This is a genomic window from Agromyces selenitireducens, from assembly GCF_052748465.2.
Genome location: NZ_CM188259.1, coordinates 1,002,273 through 1,026,058, shown reverse-complemented (window position 1 = coordinate 1,026,058; position 23,786 = coordinate 1,002,273). Strand labels below are relative to the sequence as shown.

The following is a 23,786-nucleotide window of genomic DNA, read 5'->3' as shown; positions in this document are numbered from 1 at the left end:
TCCTTCGATCGGAGAAATCGGTTCCCCAGTGTAGTCACCGGCTTGCCGGAGCAACCATAGCTCGCCTAGGCTCTCGCGGAGAAAGCGGTTTCTCAAGTCGGAAGGCCCACGCATGCGCGTCGTCGTCACCGGATCGTCCGGTCGTCTCGGGCGCTCGCTCGCGACCCGCCTCGCCGCCGCGGGCCACGAGGTCACTGGGCTCGACCGAGCCCCGGCCGGACTGGACGGCGTCGACGAGCACACGGTCGACCTGGCCGCCGCCGGGGCGGCCGCGCGGACGATCGGCGAACTCCGACCCGACGCACTCGTGCACCTCGCCGGCATCGCCGTGCCGTTCAGTGCGCCCGAGCGCGACATCCTGCTCGCCAACACCGCGCTCGCGCACGACGTGCTCTCGGCCGCGGCATCCGCCCGAGTGGGTCGCGTGCTCGCCGCGTCGAGCCCCACCCTCATCGGGTACTCCTCCCCCGCGTGGCGCGCCGCCGCGGTGCCGATCGACGAGACCCACCCGATCGAGCCCGCCAACGCCTACGCCCTGTCGAAGGCGGTCATCGAGGAGACCGCGCGGATGTTCGCCCGCACGGCGGCCGGCGCGTACGGGTTCTTCCGCCCCTGCTACGTCATCTCGCCCGAGGAATGGGCCGGCGCGCCCACGCAGCAGGGACACACCGTCGCAGAACGGCTCGCCGACCCCGCGCTCGCCGCCGTGAGCCTGTTCAACTACGTCGACGCGCGCGACGTCGCCGGGTTCGTCGACGCGTGGCTGGCCGCGCCCGCCGACGCGATCGACGGCGAGGGCTTCTTCGTCGGCGCGGCCGACGCGCTCGCCGAGCGGCCCGTCGCCGAGCTGTGGCGCGAGTTCGCCCCCGGGCTCGGCGCCGCCGCCGACGCCCTCGAGGGCACCGCGCCGGTGTTCTCGATCCGCAAGGCCGCCGACCGGCTCGGCTGGCGCCCCACCCGCGACTGGCGCAGCGAGCTCGCCGCGGCATCCGCTGCTGCCGTACCCGCCGCACCGTCGCCGAGTGATGCCGTTCGCGCCGAGAGTGACCGTTCCAGCGGTATCACTCGCCGCGAACGGCATCAGTCGGCGGACACCTCCGCCACGAAGGAGACGAGGACCGCATGACCGCGACCACGCCCGCACCAGCACGTCTCGACTTCGACGGAGTGCTGTTCTTCCCCGTCACCCCCTTCGACGCCGACGGGCTCGTCGACCGCGACGTCCTCGCCCAGCACGTCGCCTCGCGACTGCCGTTCGGGCCGGGCGGCGTGTTCCCCGCGTGCGGCACGGGCGAGTTCCACGCCCTCTCCGCGCGCGAGGTGATCGACGTGGTCCGCACGAGCGTCGACGTCGTCGCCGGTCGCGTTCCCGTGATCGCCGGCGCCGGCGGTCCGCTCGGCCACGCGATCGAGCTCGCGCGGGGCGCGGCCGACGCGGGCGCCGACGGGCTCCTGCTCCTCCCGCCGTACCTCGTGCCGGGCACCACCGACGGGCTCGTCGCCTGGGTCGAGTCGGTCGCCGCGGCATCCGACCTGCCCCTCATCGTCTACCACCGCGGCACCGCCCGCTACACCGCCGACGCCATCACCCGGCTCGCCGCGAACCCGAAGGTCGTGGGCTTCAAGGACGGCACGGGCGACATCGGCCTCGCACAGGAGATCGTCCTCGCCGCCCGGGCCGCGCGCGACGACTGGGCGTTCTTCAACGGGCTGCTGACCGCCGAGCTCAGCCAGGGCGCGTACCGCGGCATCGGCATCCCGTTGTACTCGTCGGCGGCGTTCGCGATGATCCCCGAACTCGCGGCGCTGCACTATCGCGCGTACGCCGACGGCGACGAGGCGGTGCGGATGACGCTCCTGCGCGAGTTCTTCACGCCGCTCGTGCGGCTGCGCGACGAGACGCCGGGCTTCGGGGTGTCGCTCATCAAGGCCGGGCTGCGCCTGCGCGGACTGCCGGTCGGGTCGGTGCGCCCGCCGCTCGTCGATCCGACGCCCGAGCAGGAGGCCCGGCTCGCGGCGCTGCTCGACTCCGGTCTCGCGCTGGCCGAGCACCTCGGTGCGGGCGAGCCAGATGCGACGGTGGCTCCGCCGACGGATGCCGCGGCCACGCCGCCGTCTGGCACGGCCGCCCCCGCGGAGGCATCCGCGCGGTGACCGCGACGATCGCCCGCATCGGGACCCGGCCGATCCGGATCCCGCTCCGCCGCCCGTGGGGCCCGGACGTGCACGACCTCTCGGTCGTCGAGGTCGCCGTCGAGGACTCCGACGGCGCGGTCGGGCACGGGTTCTCGTGGACGCCCACGATCGGCGCGGCGGCGGTGCGCGCACACCTCGACCACGACATCCGGCGGTTCGCGCTCGGGCGCGAGGCCGACGCCCGCGTGCTCTGGGACCCGCTCTGGACCCACCTGCACGAGGGCGGCGGCGGCGGCATCACGACCATCGCGATGGCGGGCCTCGACCTCGCGCTGTGGGACCTCGCCGGGCGCCGGGCGGGCCGGCCGCTCACCGACCTCATCGGCCGCCGACACGACGCCGCGACCGTGTACGGCAGCGGCGTGAACCTGCACTACCCCCTCGACGAGCTCGTCGCACAGGCCGAGCGCTGGGTCGCCGCGGGCTTCGACGCCGTCAAGGTCAAGGTCGGCAGCCCGGATATCGCGCGCGACGTCGAGCGCATCGCCGCCGTGCGCGAGGTCATCGGCCCCGACCGGCGGCTCATGATCGACGCGAACCAGCGCTGGAGCCTCGAACGGGCCGACCGCGCGATCGGCGAACTCGCCGCGTTCGACCTCGCCTGGATCGAGGAGCCGCTGCGCGCCGACGACCTCGCCGCCCACGTCGAGCTGCGCCGCCGCATCGACGTGCCCGTCGCGCTCGGCGAGAACCTGTACACCCGCTACCGCTTCGCCGAGTTCATCGACGCGGGAGCGGTCGACGTCGTGCAACCCAACGTCGTGCGCGTCGGCGGCATCACGCCGTTCCTGCGGATCGCCCGCCTCGCCGCCGAGGGCGGCGTCGATCTCGCACCGCACCTGCTGATCGAGCTCTCGGCGCAGCTCGCGCTCACCCTGCCCGGCGACCACCTCGTCGAGTCCGTCGAGGACGCCTCGTTCGACGCGCTCGACGCACTCGCCGAGCCGTCGCCCGTCGCCGTGTCGGGCGCCACGGCGTCCACCACCGGTCGTGACGGGCTCGGCATACGATTCACGAGCGAGCAGACGGATGCCGCGGCATCCGCTCGACCCACGGAGGAACCATGACCGACACCGCCGCCGCCGCCGCGACCCGCCCTGCCGAGACGGATGCCACGACACCCGCCGAACTCGACCGGACCGCCGCCGCCGCGCGCCGCGCGTTCGCCGTGACCGTCGCCTCGACCGCCGCCGAGCGCGCCGACTGGCTGCGTGCCGCCGCCGCGGCGCTGGACGCGGCGCGCGACGAGCTCGTCGCGATCGCCGACGAGGAGACCCGTCTGGGCCCCGCGCGCCTGATCGGCGAGGTCGCCCGCACGACCGCGCAGCTGCGGCTGTTCGCCGACGCGATCCTCGAGGGCTCGTACCTCGAGGCGACGATCGACCACCCCGACCCGGCGACGATCCCGCCGCGGCCCGACCTGCGGCGCATGCTGCGCCCGCTCGGGCCCGTCGCGGTGTTCGGCGCGTCGAACTTCCCGTTCGCGTTCTCGGTCGCGGGCGGCGACACCGCCTCCGCGCTCGCCGCCGGCTGCCCCGTCATCGTCAAGGGCCACCCCGCGCACCCGCGGCTGTCGGCGCGCACCGCCGAGGTCGTCGGCGACGCGCTCGTCGCGGCGGGCGCACCAGTGGGTGTCTTCGGCCACGTCGTCGGGCACGACGCCGGTGTCGCGCTCGTGCAGCACCCCGAGATCCGTGCGGTGGGGTTCACCGGATCGCTCCACGGCGGCCGCGCGCTGTTCGACCTCGCATCGGGCCGACCCGACCCGATCCCGTTCTACGGCGAGCTCAGCGCCGTGAACCCGGTGCTCATCACCGCCGACGCACTCGACGCGCGCGCCGACGAACTCGCCGCCGGGCTCGTCGGGTCGTTCACGCTCGGCGCCGGCCAGTTCTGCACGAACCCCGGCGTCGTGCTGGTGCCCGCCGGGTCGGGCTTCGCCGAACGTGTCGGTGCGGTGGTCGCCGCGGCATCCGCTGCCCCGATGCCGATGCTGACCGACGGCATCGCCGACGCGTTCGCGCGCGGCATCGGCTCGCTCGCGGGCCGCGACGGCGTCGAGGTCGTCGCCGGCGACCCGGCCCAGCAGCCCGGCACCGGAGCCCCGGTCGTGCTGCGCACCACCACCGCCGCGGTCATCGCCGACCCCGGCGCGCTGCTGCACGAGTGCTTCGGCCCCTCGACGCTCGTCGTCGAGTATCCCGATGTCGCGGACGCCCTCGCCGCCGTGCGCGCCGTCGGCGGCAGCCTGACCGCGACCGTCCACGCGCAGCCCGGCGAGGACCTCGCGCCCATCGTCGACGTGCTCGCCGAGGTCGCCGGCCGCGTGCTCTTCGCCGGGTGGCCCACCGGGGTCGCCGTGAGCTGGGCGCAGCAGCACGGCGGACCGTGGCCCGCGACCACCTCGATCCACACCTCGGTCGGCGTCACGGCGATGCGCCGGTTCCTCCGGCCGATCGCGTTCCAGGACGCACCGGATGACGCGCTGCCGGCCGAGCTGCGCGACGGCAACCCGCTCGGCATCCCCCGCCGCGTCGACGGTGTGCTCGTCCCGGCGGCCCACCCGGCCGGCACGACCGCACCCGACGCGCCGGACGCACCGGACGCGCCGGACGCCTGAGTTGGGCGTCGCCACCTACCTCATCGCGGCGACCCCGCCACGGCTCGCGGTCGGCGGGATCACCGTCGCGATCCCCGTGCTCGCGGTCGAGCAGCTCGGCGACGTCGCGCTCGGCGGCCTGCTCGCCGCCGCCGCACTGGGGCCGTCGATCGTCGCCGCGCCCGTCGCGGGCGCCATGCTCGACCGCAGCCCCAGGCCGGGCGGACTCGTCGCCGCGGCCGGACTCACGATCGCCGCCGCGTACGCGATCGCGGCGTTCCTCGGGCCCGTGCCGGCATGGGCGGTCGCGATCGCGCTGCTCGTCGCGGGCGCCGCGACCCCGTTCGTGTTCGGCGGGCTGTCGAGTTTCGTCACCGAACGCATCCCCGACGAGCGGCGGGCGTACGCGATCGACGCGCTCGCGTACAACCTCGGCGCGGTCGCCGGGCCGGCCGCCGTCGCCGCCGCGGCCGCGCTCGGCTCGGCGCGCGTCGCCACGCTCCTCATGGCGGCGTCGGCGCTGCTGGGCGCGCTCGGCACGATCCCACTGCGCCTGCATCCCGTCGCGGGCGACCACGACCGATCGTCGATGCTGCGCACGATCGCCGCCGGCTTCCGCCACATCGCCACGCACCGACCGCTCGCGATCATCACCGCGAGCGGCACACTCAGCCAGTTCGGCGCCGGCGGGCTCGCGATCGCGGCCGTCGCCCTCGCGGTCGCCCGGAGCGGCGCCGCCGCCGACGGCGCGATCATCGTGACCGCGTTCGCCGTCGGCGGCCTGCTCGGCGCCCTGTGGAACTCGGCCCGCCCGAGCCGGCTGCGTCCCGAGGTCGAGATGGGCCTCGGCTTCGCCGCGACCGGCGCATTCACCGTGATCGCGGTCGCGGACCTCGGCCCCTGGTGGGCGGCGTTCGCGATCGGCGTCTCCGGGGTGTTCACGGCCGGCAGCGCCGCCGCAATGCTGCTCATCCGCAAGCAGCAGAGCCCGCCCGCGCTGCGCTCGCAGGTGTTCACGGTCGGTGCCGGCCTGCGCGCCGCGGCCGCCGCCGCGGGCGCCGCCGTCGCGGGACTCGCCGCGGGCGTCGGCGCGGAGCCGCTCATCGTCGCGATCGGCGTCGTGTGGATCGTCTCCGGCGCGATGCTCGTCGCCTACCCCAAGGGCGCCCCCGCGATCGACGGCACGGCGGCCGACGGCGTCGCCGCCGCCTGAACGCGGTGACGGATGCAGCGGCATCCGTCACCGCGACGGCCTACTGCGGCACGTTCGTGAAGACGACCTGCTCGTACTGGAACGACGGTGCCGTCTGCATCGTCAGCGACGCCTCGTCGGCGACCGACCATGCCTCCTGCCACGTGACCGACTCACCGGGCAGGATCGCCGTGGTCGGGGGGATGCCGACCTGGCCGCCCTCGGCGCCGACGTCGAAGATGCGCGTCGCCTCGGTGCCGCCCGACGACAGGGTCGACAACACGATCGGCTGCACGTTCTCGGACGAGCCGTTGGTGATCGTCAGCGTGAACACCAGGTCCACCGCCTGGTCGGCGCCCGCCGAGAGGTCGGACGGCGTGAACGGCTCGGGTTCGGACACGGTCATCGTCACGCCGTCGTCCCACTCCATGGTGTCGCCGAACGCCAGCCCGTCCAGCGTGCCGCCGTCGGGCTCCTCGTCGGTGGCGCCCTCGGTCGGGACGGGCGTGCCGAACTCCTCCTCGAGCTCCTGCTCGATCCGGTCCTGGATGACGTCGGAATCGGCGATCTGCCCGAGCACGCCGAGGGTCACGAACGTGAACACGAGCGCGCCGACGATGCCGCCGAGCACCGAGACGATGAGACCCGTGATCGCGGGCCACTTCTGCCCTTCCAGGAACAGCGCGACCAGCGACAGCACGAAGGCGATCGGCAGCACGATCCACGCGATGACCTGCACGAACGGGATGCACGCGAGGATGAAGCCGATCACGGCGAGCACGAGCGCGACGATGCCGAGCACGTTGAGCTTCTTCGGGCCGGCGGGCGTGCCGGGCGCGCCAGGTGCTCCGGGACCGGGATATCCGCCCGATCCGGCGCCGCCGGCGGGCGCGACCGCGTACTGCGACGTCGCCGCGTACGGATCCGCGGCGCCCGGCTGCCGCTCGTACGGCAGGGTCGCGGCCTGGTCGGCCGGGGTCCCGGCAGCAGCAGAGGCGCCCGCGCTCGCGAGCGGCGCGGTGTGCTCCGTCCACTGCGTGCCGTCCCAGTAGCGTCGCTGCCCGCGTCCGTCGTCGTACCAGCCCGCGGGAACATTCGTCGGATCGGTCATGCGCGCAATCCTGCCACCGTGCACGCTCCGCCGTGGGGCCCAAAGACCCTCGACGCCAGCACCGCGGTCGGGCCCCCTCACGCCTCCCCTCCCGCCACTCCACTCCGTTTACCGGAGAACCCGCGAATCGCAGGCCGGAGTCCCGCGATGCGTCCTGTGGATCGCGGTGACTCCCGTGAAGCCGGCCCACGGATGCCGCGCGGCATCCGCTCGCCGCATCCGGCGTCAGACCCCGAGGTCGAGGTCGGCGACCCGGACGGCCTCGCCCGTCTCGAGCGACCGGTTGCCCGCGATGCCGACCGAGACCGCCCGCACGCCGTCGGCGTAGCCGGCGACGCGGCCGAGGGGCGCGTCATCCGTCACCCGGTCGAAGAGGTGGCGCAGCAGGTACGCGTCGCCGCCGCCGTGGCTGCCGATGCCCTCGGGGATGTCGACGACCTGCGCGCCCTCCCAGTGCCGCTGCACCACGAGCCGTTCGATGTCGGGGCGCACCTCGTCGACGGGCGAGTGGTCGGGATGCATGCTCGGGTCGACGACGACGCGCCCGTCGTCGCCGATGAGCACGGCCCCGCGTTCGACGACCTCGAGCTCGGCGCGGCCCTCGGTGCCGTTCACGGTGACGCGGTAGCCCTCCCACGGGGCGTGCGCGTTGAGCGAGTAGCTGAGCGTCGCGCCCGTGTCGTAGTCGACGAGGGCCGCGAGGTTGTCCTCGATGGTGATGCCCGCGTCGAACACGTCGCGATCGCGGAGGTAGCCGTCGTGGTGCTCCTGGTCGAGGTAGAGCTCCTTGAGGCGAGCGTCGTTCGCGAGGTCGAGCGCGAACGGGTCGCCTGCCGTGCCCGTGCCGCGCGCCGGCCGCGCGCCGAGCCCGCGGGCGGCGGCGTTCTCGGCACCGTAGAACCGCAGCCCGCCGCTCGCGAAGACGCGCACGGGTGCCGCGGCGATCCACCAGTTGACGAGATCGAAGTGGTGCGACGCCTTGTGGATGAACAGCCCGCCCGAGTTCGCCTTGTCGCGGTGCCAGCGCCGGAAGTAGTCGGCACCGTGCACCGTGTCGAGCGCCCACTCGAAGTGCACGCTCGTGACCTGTCCGATGCGACCCTCGGCGATCACGCGCCGGAGGGTCGAGTTGCGCGGGCTGTAGCGGTAGTTGAAGGTCGTGATGACCTCGCGGCCGGTCTCCCGGATGGCGGCGCCGATGCGGCGCACGCTCTCGGCGTCGATCGTGAGCGGCTTCTCGACGACCACGTCGGCGCCGGCGTGCAGTGAGCGGACGATGTAGTCGGCGTGCGTGAAGTCCGGCGTCGTGATGATGACGCGGTCGAGGCGTTCGTCGGCGATCATGCGCCCGAGGTCCGCGACGTCGTAGCGGGCGGGGGCGGGGGCGCCGGATGCCACGACCTCGCGCTCGTACACGTCGAGCCGCCCGGGGTTCACGTCGCTCCACGCCACGAGCCGGGCGACGTCGGGCACGCGCTCGGCGCCGAGCATCGTGCCGGAGAGAGCGCCCACGTACATGCCGGCGCGGCTCCCGGTACCGATGAGTCCGTACCGTTCGCGCTGCGCCATCGCGTGCTCCGCTCGTGTGTCCGTGGGCTGAGAACGCGATGTCCGCACACGATCGCCGGGCCTGCGGCATCCGGTCGATTCACACGGGAAAGCGCTATCTCACTGCGCTACCATTTCTACCATCTCGTGCATCGCGGGCCAAACGGCCCGGGGCTCCACCGCACGCGGCGATAGCATCGAGGCGCCCATCCGGGCGCGACCGAATCGGAGGAAGCATGGCCGGCGACGCAGCCCCCACCACGCGGCACGCACCCGCGACCCTCCACGACGTCGCGCGCGAGGCCGGAGTCTCGCTCGCGACCGCGTCGCGCTCGCTGAACGGCAGCACCCGCAAGGTCAATGAGGAGTTCCGCCAGCGCGTGCTCGCCGCCGCAGCCAAGCTCAACTACTCCCCCAACCTCTCGGCGCAGGCCGTCGCGCGCGGCACCACGACCACCGTGGCGCTGCTCGTCGCCGACATCGCCGACCCGTACTTCTCGCAGATCGCCGCGGGCGTGGTCAGCGAGGCCGACCGCGAACGCCTCATCGTGACCATGGCGGCGACCGAGCGCGACACCGAGCGCGAGCTCGAGCTGGTCCGCACGCTGCGCGGCCAGCGTCCGCGCGTCATGATCCTCGCCGCGTCGCGCCGCGTGGGCGACCCGAACAACGACGCCCTCGAGGCGGAGCTTCGCGCCTACGAGTCCAACGGCGGCCGCGTCGCCTTCGTCAGCACGACCGACCTCGACTTCCGAACCGTGCAGCTCGACAACCGGGCCGGCGCCGAGGCGCTCGCGCGCGAGCTCACCGGCCTCGGGTACCGCCGCTTCGCCGCGATCACGGGCGTCGAGGGCATCCGCACCGCCGACGAGCGCCTCGCCGGCTTCCGGGCGGGCCTCGAGGCGACCGGCGGCACGCTCGAGCGCATCGTCCGCCCCGACTTCACTCGCGACGGCGGCTACGCGGGCATGGAGGAGCTGCTCGGCCAGGGCCTCGACGGCGTCGAGCTCGTGTTCGCCGCGAACGACGTCATGGCGGTCGGCGCGATGTCCGCCCTGCGCGACGCGGGGCTCACCCCCGGCACGGATGTCGCGGTCGCGGGCTTCGACGACGTCCCCACGGTGCGCGACGTGACCCCGCCGCTGACGACCGTGCGCATCCCGCTCGAGGAGGTCGGCCGGCGCGCCATCCGCCTCGCGCTCGGCGACGCCACCGCCGAGGACGAGACTCCCGTGCACACCGAGGTCGTGCTGCGCGAGTCGACGCCGCGTCGCGGCTGACGCCGGGCGGGGTGGCGGATGCCGCAGCACCCGCCACCCCGTCCGAATCCCGGCGCTACTTCACCCGAACCGTGATCGGCTTCGACTCCGTGACCCCGGCCGCGTTCACGAACTCGGCGACGTACACGTATTCGCCGGGCGCACGCCCCGCGATCGCCGTCGACGCCGACTGCGCGTTCGGCGAGGCCGCGACCAGCGATTGCTCGTCGATCAGCACGCCGTCCTCGTAGAGCCGGTACGCCGTGCCGTTCGTGCCCCACCACAGGTTCGCGGTGACGACGTAGTTGCCGTCCCGGTCGCGGTTGTCGTGGCTGAGCACGGGCGGCGCCGGCGCGGCATCCCGCACCCTGACCGTCACCGACGTGGTGGCCGTCGTGCCGGCGGCGTTCACCAGCTCGCCCGTGTAGACGTAGTCGCCGTTCTCCTTGCCGGCCACGTCGAACGTCGCGAGCTGCGCGTTCGGCGAATCGGGCGAGAGCAGCTGCGTCGACACGAGTTCGCCGTCCTCGTAGAGCCGGAACACGGAGCCGTTGACGCCGTGCCACAGGTTCATCGAGATCGTGAACGACCCGTCGTGCAGGCCGTCCTCCCAACCCGAGTTCGACGAGAGGCTGCCGCGGCCCGGCGCCTCCGTCGCGCCCTCGTCCTCGTACACGAGCAGCGACACCGACGACGCGGTCACGAGCCCCGCGTGGTTCGCCGCGCGCACCGTGAGGGTGTGCGTGCCGGCGAGCCCGTCGAGCGGGATCACCTGGCCGGGCGCGACCGGCTCGCCGTCGAACGCGAGGTCGAGGTTGCGCACGCCGGACTCGGGGTCCGTCGCCGCGACCCTCACCGTGAACGCGCCCGAGTCGGGCAGCAGCGTGCCGTCGGCCGGCACGCCCGTCACGACCGGCGCCGTGGCATCCGTCGGCCCGCCCGGAGCCGCGGTGACCGCGATCTGCGGCGCCGGAGGCTCGGCCATGCCGTCCCCGATGAAGAAGCTCGGGTGCGGCGGCTGGTTGTAGCCGGTGTTCTGCCACGCGACCGCCGTGCGGTACTGCGTGTCGTGCATGAGCGTGCGGATCCGCAGCTCGGTCTCCTCGGTGGTCGCGTAGATGCGCAGCTCCGACGAGTCGGCGCTCCGCCATGCGATCTCCTCGCGCCAGTCGCCGAAGAGGTCGGCCTGGAGGTTCGGCGTGCCCTTGGTGCCGTTGTTCGACCGGGCGCCGTCGTCGGTGAGGATCACGTCCTCCGACGAGGTCTCCCAGTTCCACTTCGACACGGTCGGCACGCCCTGCGACGTGTCGGCGTCCCACGAGTGGTCGACGATCTCCCGGAGCGCGTCGCCGTCGAACCAGGCGAGGAAGTTCGCCGCCGGGATCTCGTTCGCGATGAGCTCGCCCGTGGCCGACCGCAGCTGGCCCGTGCGCGAGTTCCACGCCGCGTCGCCGCCGACGGCCCAAGCCTCCGCACCAGCGTGGCGGGGGTCGATGTCGCCGGATGCCGCGCGGCCGGTGTCGCGATCCGCGGGGATGTCCCACAGGATCTCGCCGGTCCGCGCGTCGCGCATCGTCGCGCCGCGGTTGCCCGCGGAGCCCATGTCCTCGTGGGCGCTGAACACCTCGAGGCCGGTACGCGACGGGTCGAGGTCGCTGACGTGCTGCGCGTCGCCGTGGCCGAGGCCCGTCGAGTAGAGCAGCTCGCCGTCGTCGTCGATCGTCGCCGATCCGAAGAGCACCTCGTCCTTCTGGTCGCCGTCGACGTCGGCCACCGCGAGGCTGTGGTTGCCCTGCCCGTAGAGGCCCTCGGAACCCGGCTCGTCGGAGTCGATCACCCACCGCTCGACGAGCTGCTGCCCGTCGAAGTCGTAGGCGGCGACCACGGCGCGGGTGTAGTACCCGCGGCTGAACAGCACGCTCGGCGTCTCGCCGTCGAGGTAGGCCACGCCCGCGAGGAACCGGTCCACCCGGTTCCCGTACGAATCGCCCCACGACCCGACGTCGCCGCGCGCGGGCACGTAGTCGATCGTGTCGATCGCCGCGCCCGTCTCACCGTCGAACACCGTCAGGAACTCCGGTCCCTGCAGCACGTAGCCCGAGCTGTTGCGGTGGTCGGCGGCGGCGTTGCCGATGGGCTGGCCGACGCCGTCGATCGTGCCGTCCGCGGTCTTCAGGGTCACCTCGGCTCGGCCGTCGCCGTCGAGGTCGTAGACCATGAAGTGCGTGTAGTGCGCGCCGGCCCGCACGTTCGGACCGAGGTCCATCCGCCAGAGCCTGGTGCCGTCCATCCGGTACGCGTCGAGCAGGACGTTGCCGGTGTAGCCGGCCTGCGAGTTGTCCTTCGCGTTCGACGGGTACCACTTCACGAACAGCTCGTACTGCCCGTCGCCGTCGACGTCGCCGACGCTCGTGTCGTTCGCCGAGTACGTGTACGGCTGGCCGTCCTTCGTGTACGCGTCGGCGGGCTTGTCCAGCGGCACCGACAGGTACGACGCGTCGCGCACGCCGAACTCGCCGGTCTCGGTGACCTCGCGGTCGTCGAGCACTGCGGTCACGAAGTACGTCGACTCGCCCGTGCCGTCGGCGTCGAGCAGGTTCGTCGATTCCGTGATCGGCTCACCGGTGATCCGCTCCCCGTCGCGGTAGACGTGGAAGCCGATCGCATCCGGGTCGGTCCCGAGCATGCGCCACGACACCAGCACGCCGCCGTCGACGGCCACCGCCGTGGGCGCCCGGTCGAGGTACTCCGCCTGGCGCTGCAGCACCGTGGGGGCGGGGGTCTCGAACTCGTCGGATGCCGCGGACGAGCCGCCCGCGTTCACCGCCACGACCCGGTAGAAGTACGGGATGGTGGTGAGCACGTCGGCGTCCGTGAACCGGGGCGCCTCGGCGAGGCCGACGAGCTCGCCGTCCTCGCCCGCGACCTCGGAGCGGAACACGAGGTAGTAGAGCGCGTCGACCGGCTGCGACCACGACAGCTCGAGCGAGCGGTCCTCGATCGACTCCAGCGTGAGCCCCGTGGGTGCACCCGGCGCTTCGACGTCGGGGTCGACCAGCGAGACCTCCGCGGTGCCCGACGGCACCGACTCGAGCCCGGTCTGGTCGACCGCGGTCACGTGGTACCGGTAGTCGAGGCCGATGCGGCCCGTGACATCCGTGAACGAGGGCTCGTCGACCGCGCCGATGAACTGCGGCTCGGACTCGTGCTCGCTCTGGCGGTACACCCTCCAGGTGAGGTCGTCCTCCGCGTCCCACGCGAGCGAGACGCCCGGCGCGTCGGGGTCGGCCGCGACATCCGTCACCTCGAGGCCGGTCGGCCCCAGCAGGATGGGCGTGACCTCGAGGCCGTTGATGCGCGTGCCCGCGGCGGCGCCGTGGATGCGCACGGTGAGCTGCCCGTCGGTGACGAGCACCGGCCCGCGCACCGACTCGTTCACGCTCGCACGACCGGCGTTGCCCGACCCGAAGCTGCGACCCTCGAGGTCGAAGTTCGTGCGGGTCGAGCCGATCCAGTCGCCCGAGTACGTCTTCACCGAGTACGTGCCGTTGGGCACGTCGAGCAGGAACTCCGCCGAGTCGCCCGGCAGCACGAAGTCGCGCTGCAGGTCGTTCGGCACGCCGTCGGTCGATCCGCGGTCGCGGTCGCCGAGGTGGCCGATGGCCGCGAAGCCGAAGCCACGCTCCTCGTCGTACGCAGTCGTGCGGTTCACGTCGGTGTACCCCGGCATGAGCGGCTGCCCCACCGGGCCGAAGTCGAACTTCCAGCGCGCCTGCTTGGTCGTGAAGGTGACGGTGTCGGATGCCGCGGAGTCGCCGCGTCCGTTCACGGCGACGACGTAGTAGCGGTACGTCGCGCCCTCGATGAGGCCCTGCACGATCGAGCTGGTCTGCGTCGTGGTGCCGACGAGCGACCACGTGTCCTCGGGGTCGCCGACGAGCTGCCGGTGGATCCTGTAGATGTCGGCCGTGGCCGCGGCGTCCCACTGCAGCACCGCACCGGCGTTGGAGATCGCGCCGGCCACGAGGTTCGTCGGCGCCGGCGGCACCTCGGCGGGCGGTTCGACGTCGACGACGGATGCCGCGAGCGGGTCGTCGAGCCCACGGACGTCCTGCGCGACCAGCCGGGCCATCTGGATGGCGCCGTACTCCTGGAAGTGCGTGTCGTCGGCGATGCCCGCCGGACGGTTCGGGAAGATGCCCGGATCGACGTGCAGGAACACGGCCTTCGCGGCCTCGGGCCCGATCGCGTCGAGGTAGGCGCGGCTGGAGGCCGACAGGTCGACGAGGAGCACGTCCTCCTCGACCGCGAGCTCGGTCATCTTCGCCACGTACTCGGGGAAGCTGACGTTGAAGAGCCCGGTGGTCGCATCGAAGCTGCGGCGCGACACGGGCGTGACGAGCACCGGGGTCCCGCCGCGCTGGCGCACGCCGTCGACGTAGACCCGCAGGTACTCCTTGTAGTCGGCGGGGCTCGCGTACCGGTCGTCGACGCCCTGCGTGGCGTCGTTGTGGCCGAACTGCACGAACAGGTAGTCGCCGGGGCGCACCGCGCGGAGGATCTCGTCGAGACGGCCCTGGCTGATGAAGTTCTTCGAGCTGCGGCCGCCGATCGCGTGGTTCGCGACGTTCACGCCGTCGCCGAGGAAGCGGTCGAACATCTGGCCCCAGCCGGCCTGCGGCGCCCACGCGATCGGGTCGTACGTCTGCACGGTCGAGTCGCCCGCGAGGTACACGGTCGGCTCGGCGCCCGCGAGGCGCGGCGCCTGGCGGGTGATCGTGAGCGAGTTGAGCGCGGCGGCGTCGCCCGTCACCTGGAGCGTGAGGCGGCCGTCGACGAGCGCGATCGGGAAGGACATCGCGAGGTACTCCCCCGCCGCCTTCGGCGCGACCTGCACCTTCGCCATCGACTCGGCCGTGATCGCGATCGAGCTCGCGGCCTCGGCGTCGCCCGCGACCAGCGCGACCGAGTAGTCGCCGGCGCCGAGGTCGACCTCGAACGTGCCGCCCTGGGCGAGCACGAAGTCGCTGCGCACCGCGTCGTCGCCGCCGCGGTCGACGTCGGCCGGCGCCGCGGTCGGCGCGACCGTGAAGCCGTAGCCCCACTCGGCGTCGAAGGCGGTGCCGGAGGTCACGGGCAGGGCGCCGTCGGCGACCGCGCCGGGACCGAAGTCGAACGTGACCGTGTCGCCCGCGGGCAGCGGGTCGGGTGCGTCGTACACGGGCGACTCGACGACGACGGATGCCTCGGAGGCGCCGGCCTCGTTCCGAGCCGTCACGCGGTAGAACCACGGCAGCTCGGTGTCGGCGCCGGCGTCGAGGTACCCGGGCTCGGTGACGACCGCGAGTTCGGTGAACGCACCGTCCGCGGCATCCGCTCGCTCGACGACGTACTCGGCGGCGTTCGGGACGGCGCTCCAGGTCAGGGTGACGCCGTCGCGCGCCACCTGGGCGACCGCGACGTCGGCGGGCGCGGTCGGCGGCTGCAGCGGCGGGATCTCGCCCGACAGCGCCGGCGGCTCGCTGCGCGGCGACTCGAGGCCGTCGGCGCCGACCGCGCTGATCGAGTACGCGTACGACCCGCCCACCTCGACCGAGACGTCGGCGTAGGCCGCATCCGTCACCTCGGCGAGCAGCGTCGGGGTGCCGATCACGGGCTGTCCCTGCTCGTCGAGCGCGACGTCGGCGCGGTGCACGCGGTAGGCGGATGCCGCGTCGACGGGCGTCCACGTCAGCTCGACGCCGTCGTGGGCGATGCGCGTCACGGCGACATCGGCCGGCGTCGCCGGGGCCTCGGGCACGACGGGCTGGACGACGATGCCGTTCACGTATGCCCCGACGCCCGAGCCGGAGAGCCCGACGGTGAGCTGTCCGTCGGCGACGACGGTGCGGAAGGTCTGCGACGCGACGGCCTGGCGGCTCGTGATGCGGCCGGCGTCCACGCCCTCGAGCTGCACGGAGGTCGCGGTGCTCGAGGTGCCCGCGAGCTCGTCGCCCGAGAGCACCGTGACGTCGTACTCGCCGTCGGGCACGTCGGCGAGGAACTCCCAGGCCGCGCCCGCGACGAAGTCGTTGTTCATGGCGTCGACGGCCACCGTGGTGCCGTCGGTCTGGCGCCACCGCGAGATCAGCCCGGCGCCGTCGGCCGGGACCGGACCGAACCCGGCCTCCGCAGCGTAGCGAGTGGCCTCGGTGACCTGCACGGCGCCCTCGGCCACGGGGCTCGTCGCGGTGCCGAAGTCGAAGCGGTACGCGCCGTCCTCGCCCGGCTCGAGGCCGGCGGCCATGGCCGGGGTGGCGGACAGCAGCGAGCCGACCACGGCGAACGCGGCGCCGGCCGCGATCGCTCGTGCGGCTCGCCGGCGCGGTGCTCCGGGCGGGTTCGCCGCACGCGGCGTCGGATTCAGGTCATCGGCGCGATGTGCGCGCGCGGATGGGTAGGGCACGGTTCCTCCTCGGACAGCACTGGCAAAGGATGCGCGTGACGTGCGCCGCGGCGTCGCGGCATCCGTTCACGCGCTGAACCGGGCTCGTACGGACTCGCCCCCGGCACCGATCCGGAATCGGAAAGCGCATTCCGGATCGTGGGCGCCATCCTGACACGCCGCATCCCGCCCCCGCAAGAGGATCGCCTCCCCAGGGACGCAACACGCCGTCAGTCGCCAGGCGCCGGCGGCGTGTCGCGTCCCCTGGGCACGAGGGCGAGCGGATGACGCGAACGTGGTGTTGCGCGATCCCCGCAGCGTGATCTACACTCGGGTAAACGCTTTCCCGCAGCGGCGCGGCGGCCGGCACCACGGCTCGGCTCGTCACCCGCTCCCGGCTCGAAGAGGAACACCACCGTGGCAGACACGACGACCCCGAAGACCATCGGCATCATCATGAACGGCGTGTCCGGCCGCATGGGATACCGCCAGCACCTCGTGCGCTCGATCCTCGCCATCCGCGAGCAGGGCGGCGTGCTCCTCGCCGACGGCGAGACGCGCGTGCAGGTCGAGCCCATCCTCGTCGGCCGGAGCGAGAAGAAGCTCGCCGAGCTCGCCGCCAAGCACGGCATCGAGCACTACACGACCGACCTCGACGCCGCGCTCGCCGACGACCGCTGGCAGGTCTACGCCGACTTCCTCGTCACCAAGGCCCGCGCCGCCGCGATCAAGAAGGCGATCGCGGCCGGCAAGGCGATCTACACCGAGAAGCCGACGGCCGAGTCCTACGCCGACGCGCTCGAGCTGGCCGAGCTGGCCGAGGCCGCCGGCATCAAGAACGGCGTCGTGCACGACAAGCTCTACCTCCCGGGCCTGCAGAAGCTCAAGCGCCTGGTCGACTCCGGCTTCTTCGGCCGCATCCTGAGCGTGCGGGGCGAGTTCGGCTACTGGGTGTTCGAGGGCGACTGGCACCCGTCGCAGCGCCCGAGCTGGAACTACCGCGCCGAGGACGGCGGCGGCATCGTCGTCGACATGTTCCCGCACTGGAACTACGTGCTCGAGAACCTGTTCGGCCGCGTCGAGTCGGTCTACGCGAAGGCGGTCACCGAGATCCCCGAGCGCGTCGACGAGAAGGGGCAGCGCTACCAGGCGACGGCGGATGACGCGGCCTACGCCGTCTTCGAGCTCGCCGGCGGCATCACCGCGCAGCTCAACTCGAGCTGGACCACGCGCGTGAACCGCGACGAGCTCGTCGAGTTCCAGGTCGACGGCACGCTCGGCTCGGCCGTCGTGGGCCTCTTCGGCTGCAAGATCCAGCCGCGCAACGCGACCCCGAAGCCCGTGTGGAACCCCGACCTGGCCGACGACCACGACTACGCGCAGGACTGGATCGAGGTGCCGACGACCGTCGAGTTCGAGAACGGCTTCAAGACGCAGTGGGAGGACTTCATCCGCCATGTCGTCGAGGACGCCCCGAACCACTACGACTTCCTCGCCGGGGCACGCGGCATGCTCCTCGCCGAGCTCGGCCTCGAGTCGTCGAAGACGGGCCGACGCATCGACGTGCCCGAGGTGTCGCTCGGCGCCGACGAGACGACGGATGCCGCGGCATCCGTCACCGCGGAGTCGGCGGTCGCCGGGACGGTGCGCTGACCGATGACCGCGCTCACCCTCCTCGACGCCGACGGCACGACGCGCGCCGTCGCACTCGCCCCGGCGCCGGCGTTCGCGAAGCCGCGCCGCCCGCTCGAGGCGCGCGTCGCCTACGCCGCCGCGCACGTCGTGCCGAAGGCGCACGCCGACAACACGCCGGGGCAGCCGGCCGAGATCGACTGGGATGCGACCCTCGCCTTCCGCCACCACGTCTGGTCGTGGGGCCTCGGCGTCGCCGACGCCATGGACACCGCGCAGCGCAACATGGGCCTCGATGCGGCCGCGACGCGCGAACTCATCTCCCGCAGCGCCGCCGAAGCGGCGTCGGCGGGCGGAAGCCTCGTCGTCGGCGTGAATACGGACCACGTCGGCGACGAGCCCCTCTCCCTCGAGCAGGTGATCGACGCCTACAAGGAGCAGCTGCACCACGCCGAGGACGCGGGTGCCGGCGCCGTGCTCATGGCGAGCCGGCACCTGGCGAAGGCGGCCCGGAGCGCCGACGACTACCGCCGCGTCTACCGCGAGGTGCTCGCCGCCGCCGGTGCGCCGGTCGTGCTGCACTGGCTCGGCACCGCGTTCGACCCGGCGCTCGAGGGCTACTTCGGCTCGACCGATACGGATGCCGCATCCGCGACGCTCCTGCAGGTCATCGAGGCGAACCGCGACAAGGTGCAGGGCGTCAAGATGAGCCTGCTCGACGCCGACGCCGAGGTCTCGGTGCGCCGCCGCCTGCCGGACACCGCTCGTATGTTCACGGGCGACGACTTCCACTACGTCGGCCTCATCGAGGGCGACGAGCAGGGGCACTCCGACGCGCTGCTCGGCGCGTTCGCGGCGCTCGCCCCGAATGCATCGGCCGCCATCCAGGCGCTCGACGCGGGCGACGTCGCCGAGTACCGCCGCATCCTCGGGCCGACCGAGGAGCTCTCGCGCCAGGTGTTCGCGGCGCCGACGTACTACTACAAGACGGGGGTGGCGTTCCTGTCGTGGCTGAACGGCCACCAGCCCGCCTTCCAGATGGTCGGCGGCCTGCACGCCGCGCGCAGCCTCCCGCACCTCTCGCGCATCGTCGAGCTCGCCAACGGCTCGGGTGCGCTCGAGCGGCCCGAGCTCGCGGCCGCCCGCTGGCACGAACTGCTCACGATCAACGGCGTCGGGACGTCGGCGTCGGATGCCGCACCCGCCGCGCCCACCGACCCGGCCCGGGTCGGCCGCGCCTCCGAGGCGGTGCCCGCATGAACGCGCACCCCCGGTTGTCGCTGAACCAGGCCACCATCAAGCACGCCTCGCTGCAGGACGCGCTCGACGTCACGGCCGCGGGCGGATACCAGGCGATCGGCCTGTGGCGCGAGCCGGTGCACGCGGTCGGGCTCGCCGAGGCATCCGCTCGACTCACCGACTCGGGGCTGCGCTTCACGAGCCTCTGCCGCGGCGGCTTCTTCACGATGCCGGAGGGTCCGGAGCGGCGCGCGTCGATCGACGACAACCGTCGCGCGATCGAGGAGACCGCCACGCTCGCCGCGGCCGGCGCGGACCGCTCGACGGCCGTGCTCGTGCTCGTCGCGGGCGGCATCCCCGGGGGGTCGAACGACCTGGCCGGCGCGCGCTCGCGTGTGGCCGACGCGCTCGCCGAGCTCGCGCCCGACGCCGAGGCGGCCGGGGTGCAGCTGTCGATCGAGCCGCTGCACCCGATGTACGTCTCCGACCGCGCGGTCGTGTCGACGCTGAAGCAGGCGCTCGACCTGGCCGCGCCGTTCGCGCCCGAGGTCGTCGGCGTCGAGGTCGACACGTTCCACGTGTGGTGGGATCCGGAGGTGCTCGACCAGGTCGCCCGCGCCGGCCGCGAGGGCCGCATCGCGAGCTACCAGGTGTGCGACTGGGCCACGCCGCTGCCCGCCGACGTGCTGCTCGGCCGCCACTACCCGGGCGACGGCGTGATCGACTTCGCGGCGTTCACGCGCGCCGTCGAGGCGACGGGGTACGACCGCGACATCGAGGTCGAGCTCTTCAACGCCGACATCTGGGCGGCGCCCTTCGCCGACGTGGTGGCCCGCACCGCGGCATCCTTCGACGCCGTCGTCGCCCCGCACCTCGCGCCCGCGCCCGCGCCGGTGCCGTCGCCGTCGAGCTGACCCCCTGGGTCCACTCGCCCCCGCCCCGCACCACCGACTCACGCGAAAACGCCCGCCGCCGCGACCAAAGCGGGCGTTTTCGCGTGAGTCGAGACAATGGTCCGACCGACACCACGACATGACTCACGCGAAACGGCCCGCTGCCGCGACCCGAGCGGGCGATTTCGCGTGAGTCGGTGGGAATGTCCGCACACGGTCCAGACACGACGCCGATCAGGAGCACCGCAATGACGCAGACCGCCCGCATCACCGTCCACCCCTCGTTCGTCGTCGGCGAGATCGACCGCCGCATCTTCGGATCGTTCGTCGAGCACCTCGGCCGAGCGGTGTACACCGGGATCTTCGAGCCGGGCCACCCGACGGCCGACGCCGACGGCTTCCGCGAGGACGTCATCGGGCTCACGAAGGAGCTCGGCACGAGCCTGGTGCGCTACCCCGGCGGCAACTTCGTCTCGAACTACCACTGGGAGGACGGCGTCGGCCCCGTCGACGAGCGGCCCGCGCGCATCGACCTCGCGTGGCGCACGATCGAGCCGAACACGTTCGGCACCGACGAGTTCATGCGATGGGCGCGCACGGCGGGGGTCGAGCCGATGATGGCCGTGAACCTCGGCACGAGGGGGGCGGATGCCGCGGCGAGCCTAGTCGAGTACTGCAACGTGCCCGGCGGCACCGCCTGGAGCGACCGCCGGCGCGCCAACGGCGCCGAGGAGCCCTACGGCGTGAAGCTGTGGTGCCTCGGCAACGAGATGGATGGCCCGTGGCAGATCGGCCACAAGACCGCCGAGGACTACGGCAAGCTCGCGAGCCAGGCCGCGCAGGCGATGCGCCGCGTCGATCCGACCCTCGAGTTCGTGGTGTGCGGGTCGTCGAGCCGCGAGATGCCGACGTTCGGCGAGTGGGAGCGCGTCGTGCTCGAGCACACGTTCGACGACGTCGACTACATCTCGGTACACGCCTACTACCAGGAGCGCGACGGCGACCGCCGGTCGTTCCTGGCGAGCGCGGCATCGTTCGAGGCCTTCATGCACGAGGTCGTCGCGACGGCGGACGCGGTCGCAGCGCGCCGCCACTCCGACAAGCGGATCCGGCTCTCGGTCGACGAGTGGAACGTCTGGTACATCTCGGACTTCCCGGGCGAGGACAACCTCGAGCTGCTCGAGCAGCCGCGCCTCATCGAGGACGTCTACTCCGCGCTCGACGCGGTGGTCGCGGGCGACCTGCTCGCGACGCTCGTCCGCAACGCCGACCGCGTCGCGGTCGCGTGCCTCGCACAGCTCGTGAACGTCATCGCGCCCATGCTCACCGAGCCGGGCGGCGACGCGTGGAAGCAGGCCACGTTCCACCCGATCGCGCTCACGGCCGCGCACGCGCGCGGCGTCGCGCTCGACGCGCGCATCGACGGGCCCGCGCTCGCGACGGTGAAGCACGGCGAGGTCGCCGGGGTCTCGGGCACGGTCACGTGGGATTCCGAGTCGGGCTCGCTCGTCGCGCTGCTCGTGAACCGCACGGCCGAGCCGGTCGAGGCCCGGCTCGAGCACCTCGGGTTCGCGGACGTCGCCCTCGCCGAGGCATCCGTCATCGTCGCCGACGACAACGTGCGAGGTGCGGTGTCGACGGATGCCGCAGCCGAGCTCGCCGCCCGCGGCGCCTCCGCCGCGCCGAAGACCCTCGACGGCGTCGCGACCGACGGCGACGTCTCGACGGTCACGCTCCCCGCGGAGTCGTGGTCGCTCGTGCGGTTCACGGCCCGCGTGGCGTAGGCCCGTGTCCGTCGCCCGCGGGTCGGCGGAGGAGGTTCCGCGCGACACGCCGTTCGGCGCCCGCGACGCGCCGTCCGGTGGCGCGAGTCTCCTCCCGCCCGGGCGCTACGCCGACTGCACGCGGTGCAGCTCGGCGTAGCGACCACCGCGCGCGACGAGCTCGTCGTGCGAGCCCACCTCGACGATGCGCCCGCGTTCGAGCACGACGATGCGGTCGGCCGAGCGGATCGTCGAGAGCCGGTGCGCGACGACGAGCGTCGTGCGCCCGCGCATGAGCCGGCCGAGCGCCTCCTTCACCTTCGCCTCGGAGGCCGGATCGAGCGCGCTCGTCGCCTCATCGAGGAGGAGCACGCGCGGATCGCGCACGAGCGCGCGCGCGATCGAGAGGCGCTGCCGCTGCCCGCCCGACAGGCGGGCGCCGCGCTCCCCCACGACGGTGCCCCACCCCTGCGGCTGCGCCTCGACGATCTCGAGCGCGTTGGCGTCGCGCAGGGCCGCGAGCACCCGCTCGTCGCTCACCTCGCCGAGCCCGTAGACGATGTTGTCGCGGATGGTGGCCTCGAACAGCACCGAGTCCTGCGGGACGACCGACACGAACCGGCGGAAGGTCCGCAGGTCGAGCTCCTCCATGTCGACGCCGTCGAGCAGCACCCGTCCGCGCGTGGGGCGGATGAACCCGAGCACGAGGTTCAGCAGCGTGGACTTCCCGGAGCCCGACGACCCGACGAAGGCGATCGTCTCGCCGGGCCGGATGTCGAGGTCGACGTCGGCGAGCGCGGGCGCCTCGCCGAACTCGTAGCGCACCTCGGCGCGGTCGAGGCGGATGCTCCCGGCCACCTGCGAGACGGGCCGCTTGCCCTCGTTGAGCTCGAGGTCGGGCTCCTGCAGCACCTCGGCGATCGAGCGGATCGACTCGGTGCCGCGCGCGATGATCGGCAGCAGCATGAGCATGCCCGTCGCGGCCGACATGAGCAGCGCGAAGTACGAGCTCAGCAGCACGACCTGGCCGGCCGTGATGGGAAGCCAGCCGCTGATCGAGATCCATGCGGCGAGCACGAGGCAGCCGACGCCGAGCAACTGCAGGCTGACCCACGACATCGACGCGAACCGCCCGTTGAGCAGGTCGAGCCGGTAGCCGGCGTCCCGCACGCCGTCGGCGCCCGAGGCGACCCGGCTCACGGCGACGTGCTCGAGGCCGTGCGCGCGGGTGATCGGCAGCAGGGTCGCCATCTCGCCCACGCGCGCGGAGAAGTGCTCGACCTCGCGACGGAACCGTTCGTTGCGCTGCCGGCTGCGGCGGTTCAGCACCGCTCGGAGCACGACCGCGAGCGGGATCGCGAGCGCGTACACGGGCAGGAACTGCGGCACGTTGATCGCGGTCATCACGACGGCGCCGATGAGCACCATCGTGGCGGACAGCAGCGGGTGGGCGGCCTGCTGCAGCATGACCTCGACGTTCTCGACGTCGCGCACGACCTTGGTCTGCACGATCGCGGAGTTCGCCCGCGTGTGGTAGCCGATCGACAGCGCCTGGAGTCGTGCGGCGAGCGCGTTGCGCAGGTCGCGGCCGAGGTCGCGCACGGTGCCCATGAACAGGCGCGTGTACATGACGTGGTTCGGGTAGTTCTGCAGGAGCGCGATCACCGCGATCGCGGCCCACAGTGCGAGCTCCGCGGGCGGGCCGCCTGCGACGACGACGTCGATGATGGCGGCGGTCACGACGGGCATGAGCCACAGCGGCGTGTCCTTGAGGGCGAAGAAGGCGACGGATGCCGCGACCCGGCCGCGATGCAGGCCCAGCAGCCGCAGCACGGACCGCGTCGGTCGTCTCGCGTCGACGGCTCGCTCCATTTGGGAAAGCGCTTGCCCAGTCACCAGTCCATTGTGCCGCCCCGCGCCGCGGATCGCT

14 protein-coding genes are annotated in these 23,786 nt (G+C 73.1%); 10 read left to right on the top strand and 4 right to left on the bottom strand.

The window, feature by feature from the left end; translation table 11 throughout:
• Positions 1-112: 112 nt before the first annotated feature.
• From ACULK4_RS04825 to ACULK4_RS04805, 5 genes are read left to right on the top strand one after another with little or no spacing between them, the layout of a single operon-like run.
• The gene (locus tag ACULK4_RS04825; RefSeq protein WP_445965786.1) at positions 113-1,126 is read left to right on the top strand and encodes an NAD-dependent epimerase/dehydratase family protein; all 1,014 of its coding nucleotides are present in this window, start codon (positions 113-115) and stop codon (positions 1,124-1,126) included.
• Positions 1,123-2,154, top strand: a complete 1,032-nt coding sequence (locus ACULK4_RS04820) for a 5-dehydro-4-deoxyglucarate dehydratase (protein ID WP_445965787.1) — start codon at positions 1,123-1,125, stop codon at positions 2,152-2,154. The genes ACULK4_RS04825 and ACULK4_RS04820 overlap by 4 nt, the downstream gene beginning before the upstream one ends.
• Entirely contained in the window at positions 2,151-3,263 is a 1,113-nt protein-coding gene (locus tag ACULK4_RS04815; RefSeq protein ID WP_445965788.1) for a mandelate racemase/muconate lactonizing enzyme family protein, read from the top strand. Before ACULK4_RS04820 ends, ACULK4_RS04815 begins: the two co-directional genes overlap by 4 nt.
• Positions 3,260-4,816, top strand: a complete 1,557-nt coding sequence (locus ACULK4_RS04810) for an aldehyde dehydrogenase (NADP(+)) (RefSeq protein ID WP_445965789.1) — start codon at positions 3,260-3,262, stop codon at positions 4,814-4,816. Before ACULK4_RS04815 ends, ACULK4_RS04810 begins: the two co-directional genes overlap by 4 nt.
• Position 4,817: 1 nt before the next feature.
• Positions 4,818-6,008, top strand: a complete 1,191-nt coding sequence (locus ACULK4_RS04805; RefSeq protein ID WP_445965790.1) for an MFS transporter — start codon at positions 4,818-4,820, stop codon at positions 6,006-6,008.
• A gap of 40 nt (positions 6,009-6,048) precedes the next feature.
• Here the strand turns inward: ACULK4_RS04805 and ACULK4_RS04800 are convergent, their stop codons facing one another.
• Positions 6,049-7,098: a DUF2510 domain-containing protein gene (locus tag ACULK4_RS04800; RefSeq protein ID WP_445965791.1), complete on the bottom strand. Its 1,050-nt coding sequence runs from the start codon at positions 7,096-7,098 to the stop codon at positions 6,049-6,051.
• Positions 7,099-7,323: 225 nt separating this feature from the next.
• Positions 7,324-8,667, bottom strand: coding sequence for a Gfo/Idh/MocA family protein (locus ACULK4_RS04795; RefSeq protein WP_445965792.1), 1,344 nt, complete (start codon positions 8,665-8,667; stop codon positions 7,324-7,326).
• A 215-nt stretch (positions 8,668-8,882) separates the two neighbouring features.
• Between ACULK4_RS04795 and ACULK4_RS04790 the strand changes: the two genes are divergently transcribed.
• Positions 8,883-9,926 (top strand): LacI family DNA-binding transcriptional regulator, encoded by a 1,044-nt coding sequence (locus ACULK4_RS04790; protein ID WP_445965793.1) that lies wholly within the window; start codon positions 8,883-8,885, stop codon positions 9,924-9,926.
• A 55-nt stretch (positions 9,927-9,981) separates the two neighbouring features.
• On the opposite strand, the gene ACULK4_RS04785 is transcribed toward ACULK4_RS04790, so the two are convergent.
• Positions 9,982-16,350 (bottom strand): rhamnogalacturonan lyase family protein, encoded by a 6,369-nt coding sequence (locus ACULK4_RS04785; RefSeq protein WP_445965794.1) that lies wholly within the window; start codon positions 16,348-16,350, stop codon positions 9,982-9,984.
• Between the two features lie 435 nt (positions 16,351-16,785).
• Between ACULK4_RS04785 and ACULK4_RS04780 the strand changes: the two genes are divergently transcribed.
• The 4 genes from ACULK4_RS04780 to arfA all read left to right on the top strand — a co-directional run bounded on the left by ACULK4_RS04780 (position 16,786) and on the right by arfA (position 21,877).
• On the top strand, positions 16,786-17,982 hold the full coding sequence (locus ACULK4_RS04780) for a Gfo/Idh/MocA family protein (protein WP_445965939.1): 1,197 nt from the start codon (positions 16,786-16,788) through the stop codon (positions 17,980-17,982).
• 3 nt (positions 17,983-17,985) lie between these two features.
• The gene (locus ACULK4_RS04775) at positions 17,986-19,221 is read left to right on the top strand and encodes a DUF993 family protein (RefSeq protein WP_445965795.1); all 1,236 of its coding nucleotides are present in this window, start codon (positions 17,986-17,988) and stop codon (positions 19,219-19,221) included.
• Positions 19,218-20,114, top strand: a complete 897-nt coding sequence (locus ACULK4_RS04770; protein ID WP_445965796.1) for a sugar phosphate isomerase/epimerase family protein — start codon at positions 19,218-19,220, stop codon at positions 20,112-20,114. Before ACULK4_RS04775 ends, ACULK4_RS04770 begins: the two co-directional genes overlap by 4 nt.
• 227 nt (positions 20,115-20,341) lie before the next feature.
• Positions 20,342-21,877, top strand: coding sequence for an arabinosylfuranosidase ArfA (gene arfA, locus ACULK4_RS04765; RefSeq protein WP_445965797.1), 1,536 nt, complete (start codon positions 20,342-20,344; stop codon positions 21,875-21,877).
• Positions 21,878-21,982: 105 nt separating this feature from the next.
• Here the strand turns inward: arfA and ACULK4_RS04760 are convergent, their stop codons facing one another.
• Complete coding sequence (locus ACULK4_RS04760; protein ID WP_445965940.1) at positions 21,983-23,728, bottom strand: ABC transporter ATP-binding protein; 1,746 nt, start codon at positions 23,726-23,728, stop codon at positions 21,983-21,985.
• Between the last annotated feature and the right edge of the window lie 58 nt (positions 23,729-23,786).

Excerpts from the sequence above, each read along its gene's own strand:
- ACULK4_RS04800 (WP_445965791.1), bottom strand. The coding sequence starts at position 7,098 with ATGACCGATCCGACGAATGTTCCCGCGGGCTGGTACGACGACGGACGC.
- ACULK4_RS04760 (WP_445965940.1), bottom strand. The coding sequence starts at position 23,728 with ATGGAGCGAGCCGTCGACGCGAGACGACCGACGCGGTCCGTGCTGCGG.
- ACULK4_RS04820 (WP_445965787.1), top strand. The coding sequence starts at position 1,123 with ATGACCGCGACCACGCCCGCACCAGCACGTCTCGACTTCGACGGAGTG.
- ACULK4_RS04810 (WP_445965789.1), top strand. The coding sequence starts at position 3,260 with ATGACCGACACCGCCGCCGCCGCCGCGACCCGCCCTGCCGAGACGGAT.
- ACULK4_RS04790 (WP_445965793.1), top strand. The coding sequence starts at position 8,883 with ATGGCCGGCGACGCAGCCCCCACCACGCGGCACGCACCCGCGACCCTC.
- ACULK4_RS04825 (WP_445965786.1), top strand. The coding sequence starts at position 113 with ATGCGCGTCGTCGTCACCGGATCGTCCGGTCGTCTCGGGCGCTCGCTC.
- ACULK4_RS04770 (WP_445965796.1), top strand. The coding sequence starts at position 19,218 with ATGAACGCGCACCCCCGGTTGTCGCTGAACCAGGCCACCATCAAGCAC.
- arfA (WP_445965797.1), top strand. The coding sequence starts at position 20,342 with ATGACGCAGACCGCCCGCATCACCGTCCACCCCTCGTTCGTCGTCGGC.
- ACULK4_RS04780 (WP_445965939.1), top strand. The coding sequence starts at position 16,786 with ATGAACGGCGTGTCCGGCCGCATGGGATACCGCCAGCACCTCGTGCGC.
- ACULK4_RS04795 (WP_445965792.1), bottom strand. The coding sequence starts at position 8,667 with ATGGCGCAGCGCGAACGGTACGGACTCATCGGTACCGGGAGCCGCGCC.
- ACULK4_RS04775 (WP_445965795.1), top strand. The coding sequence starts at position 17,986 with ATGACCGCGCTCACCCTCCTCGACGCCGACGGCACGACGCGCGCCGTC.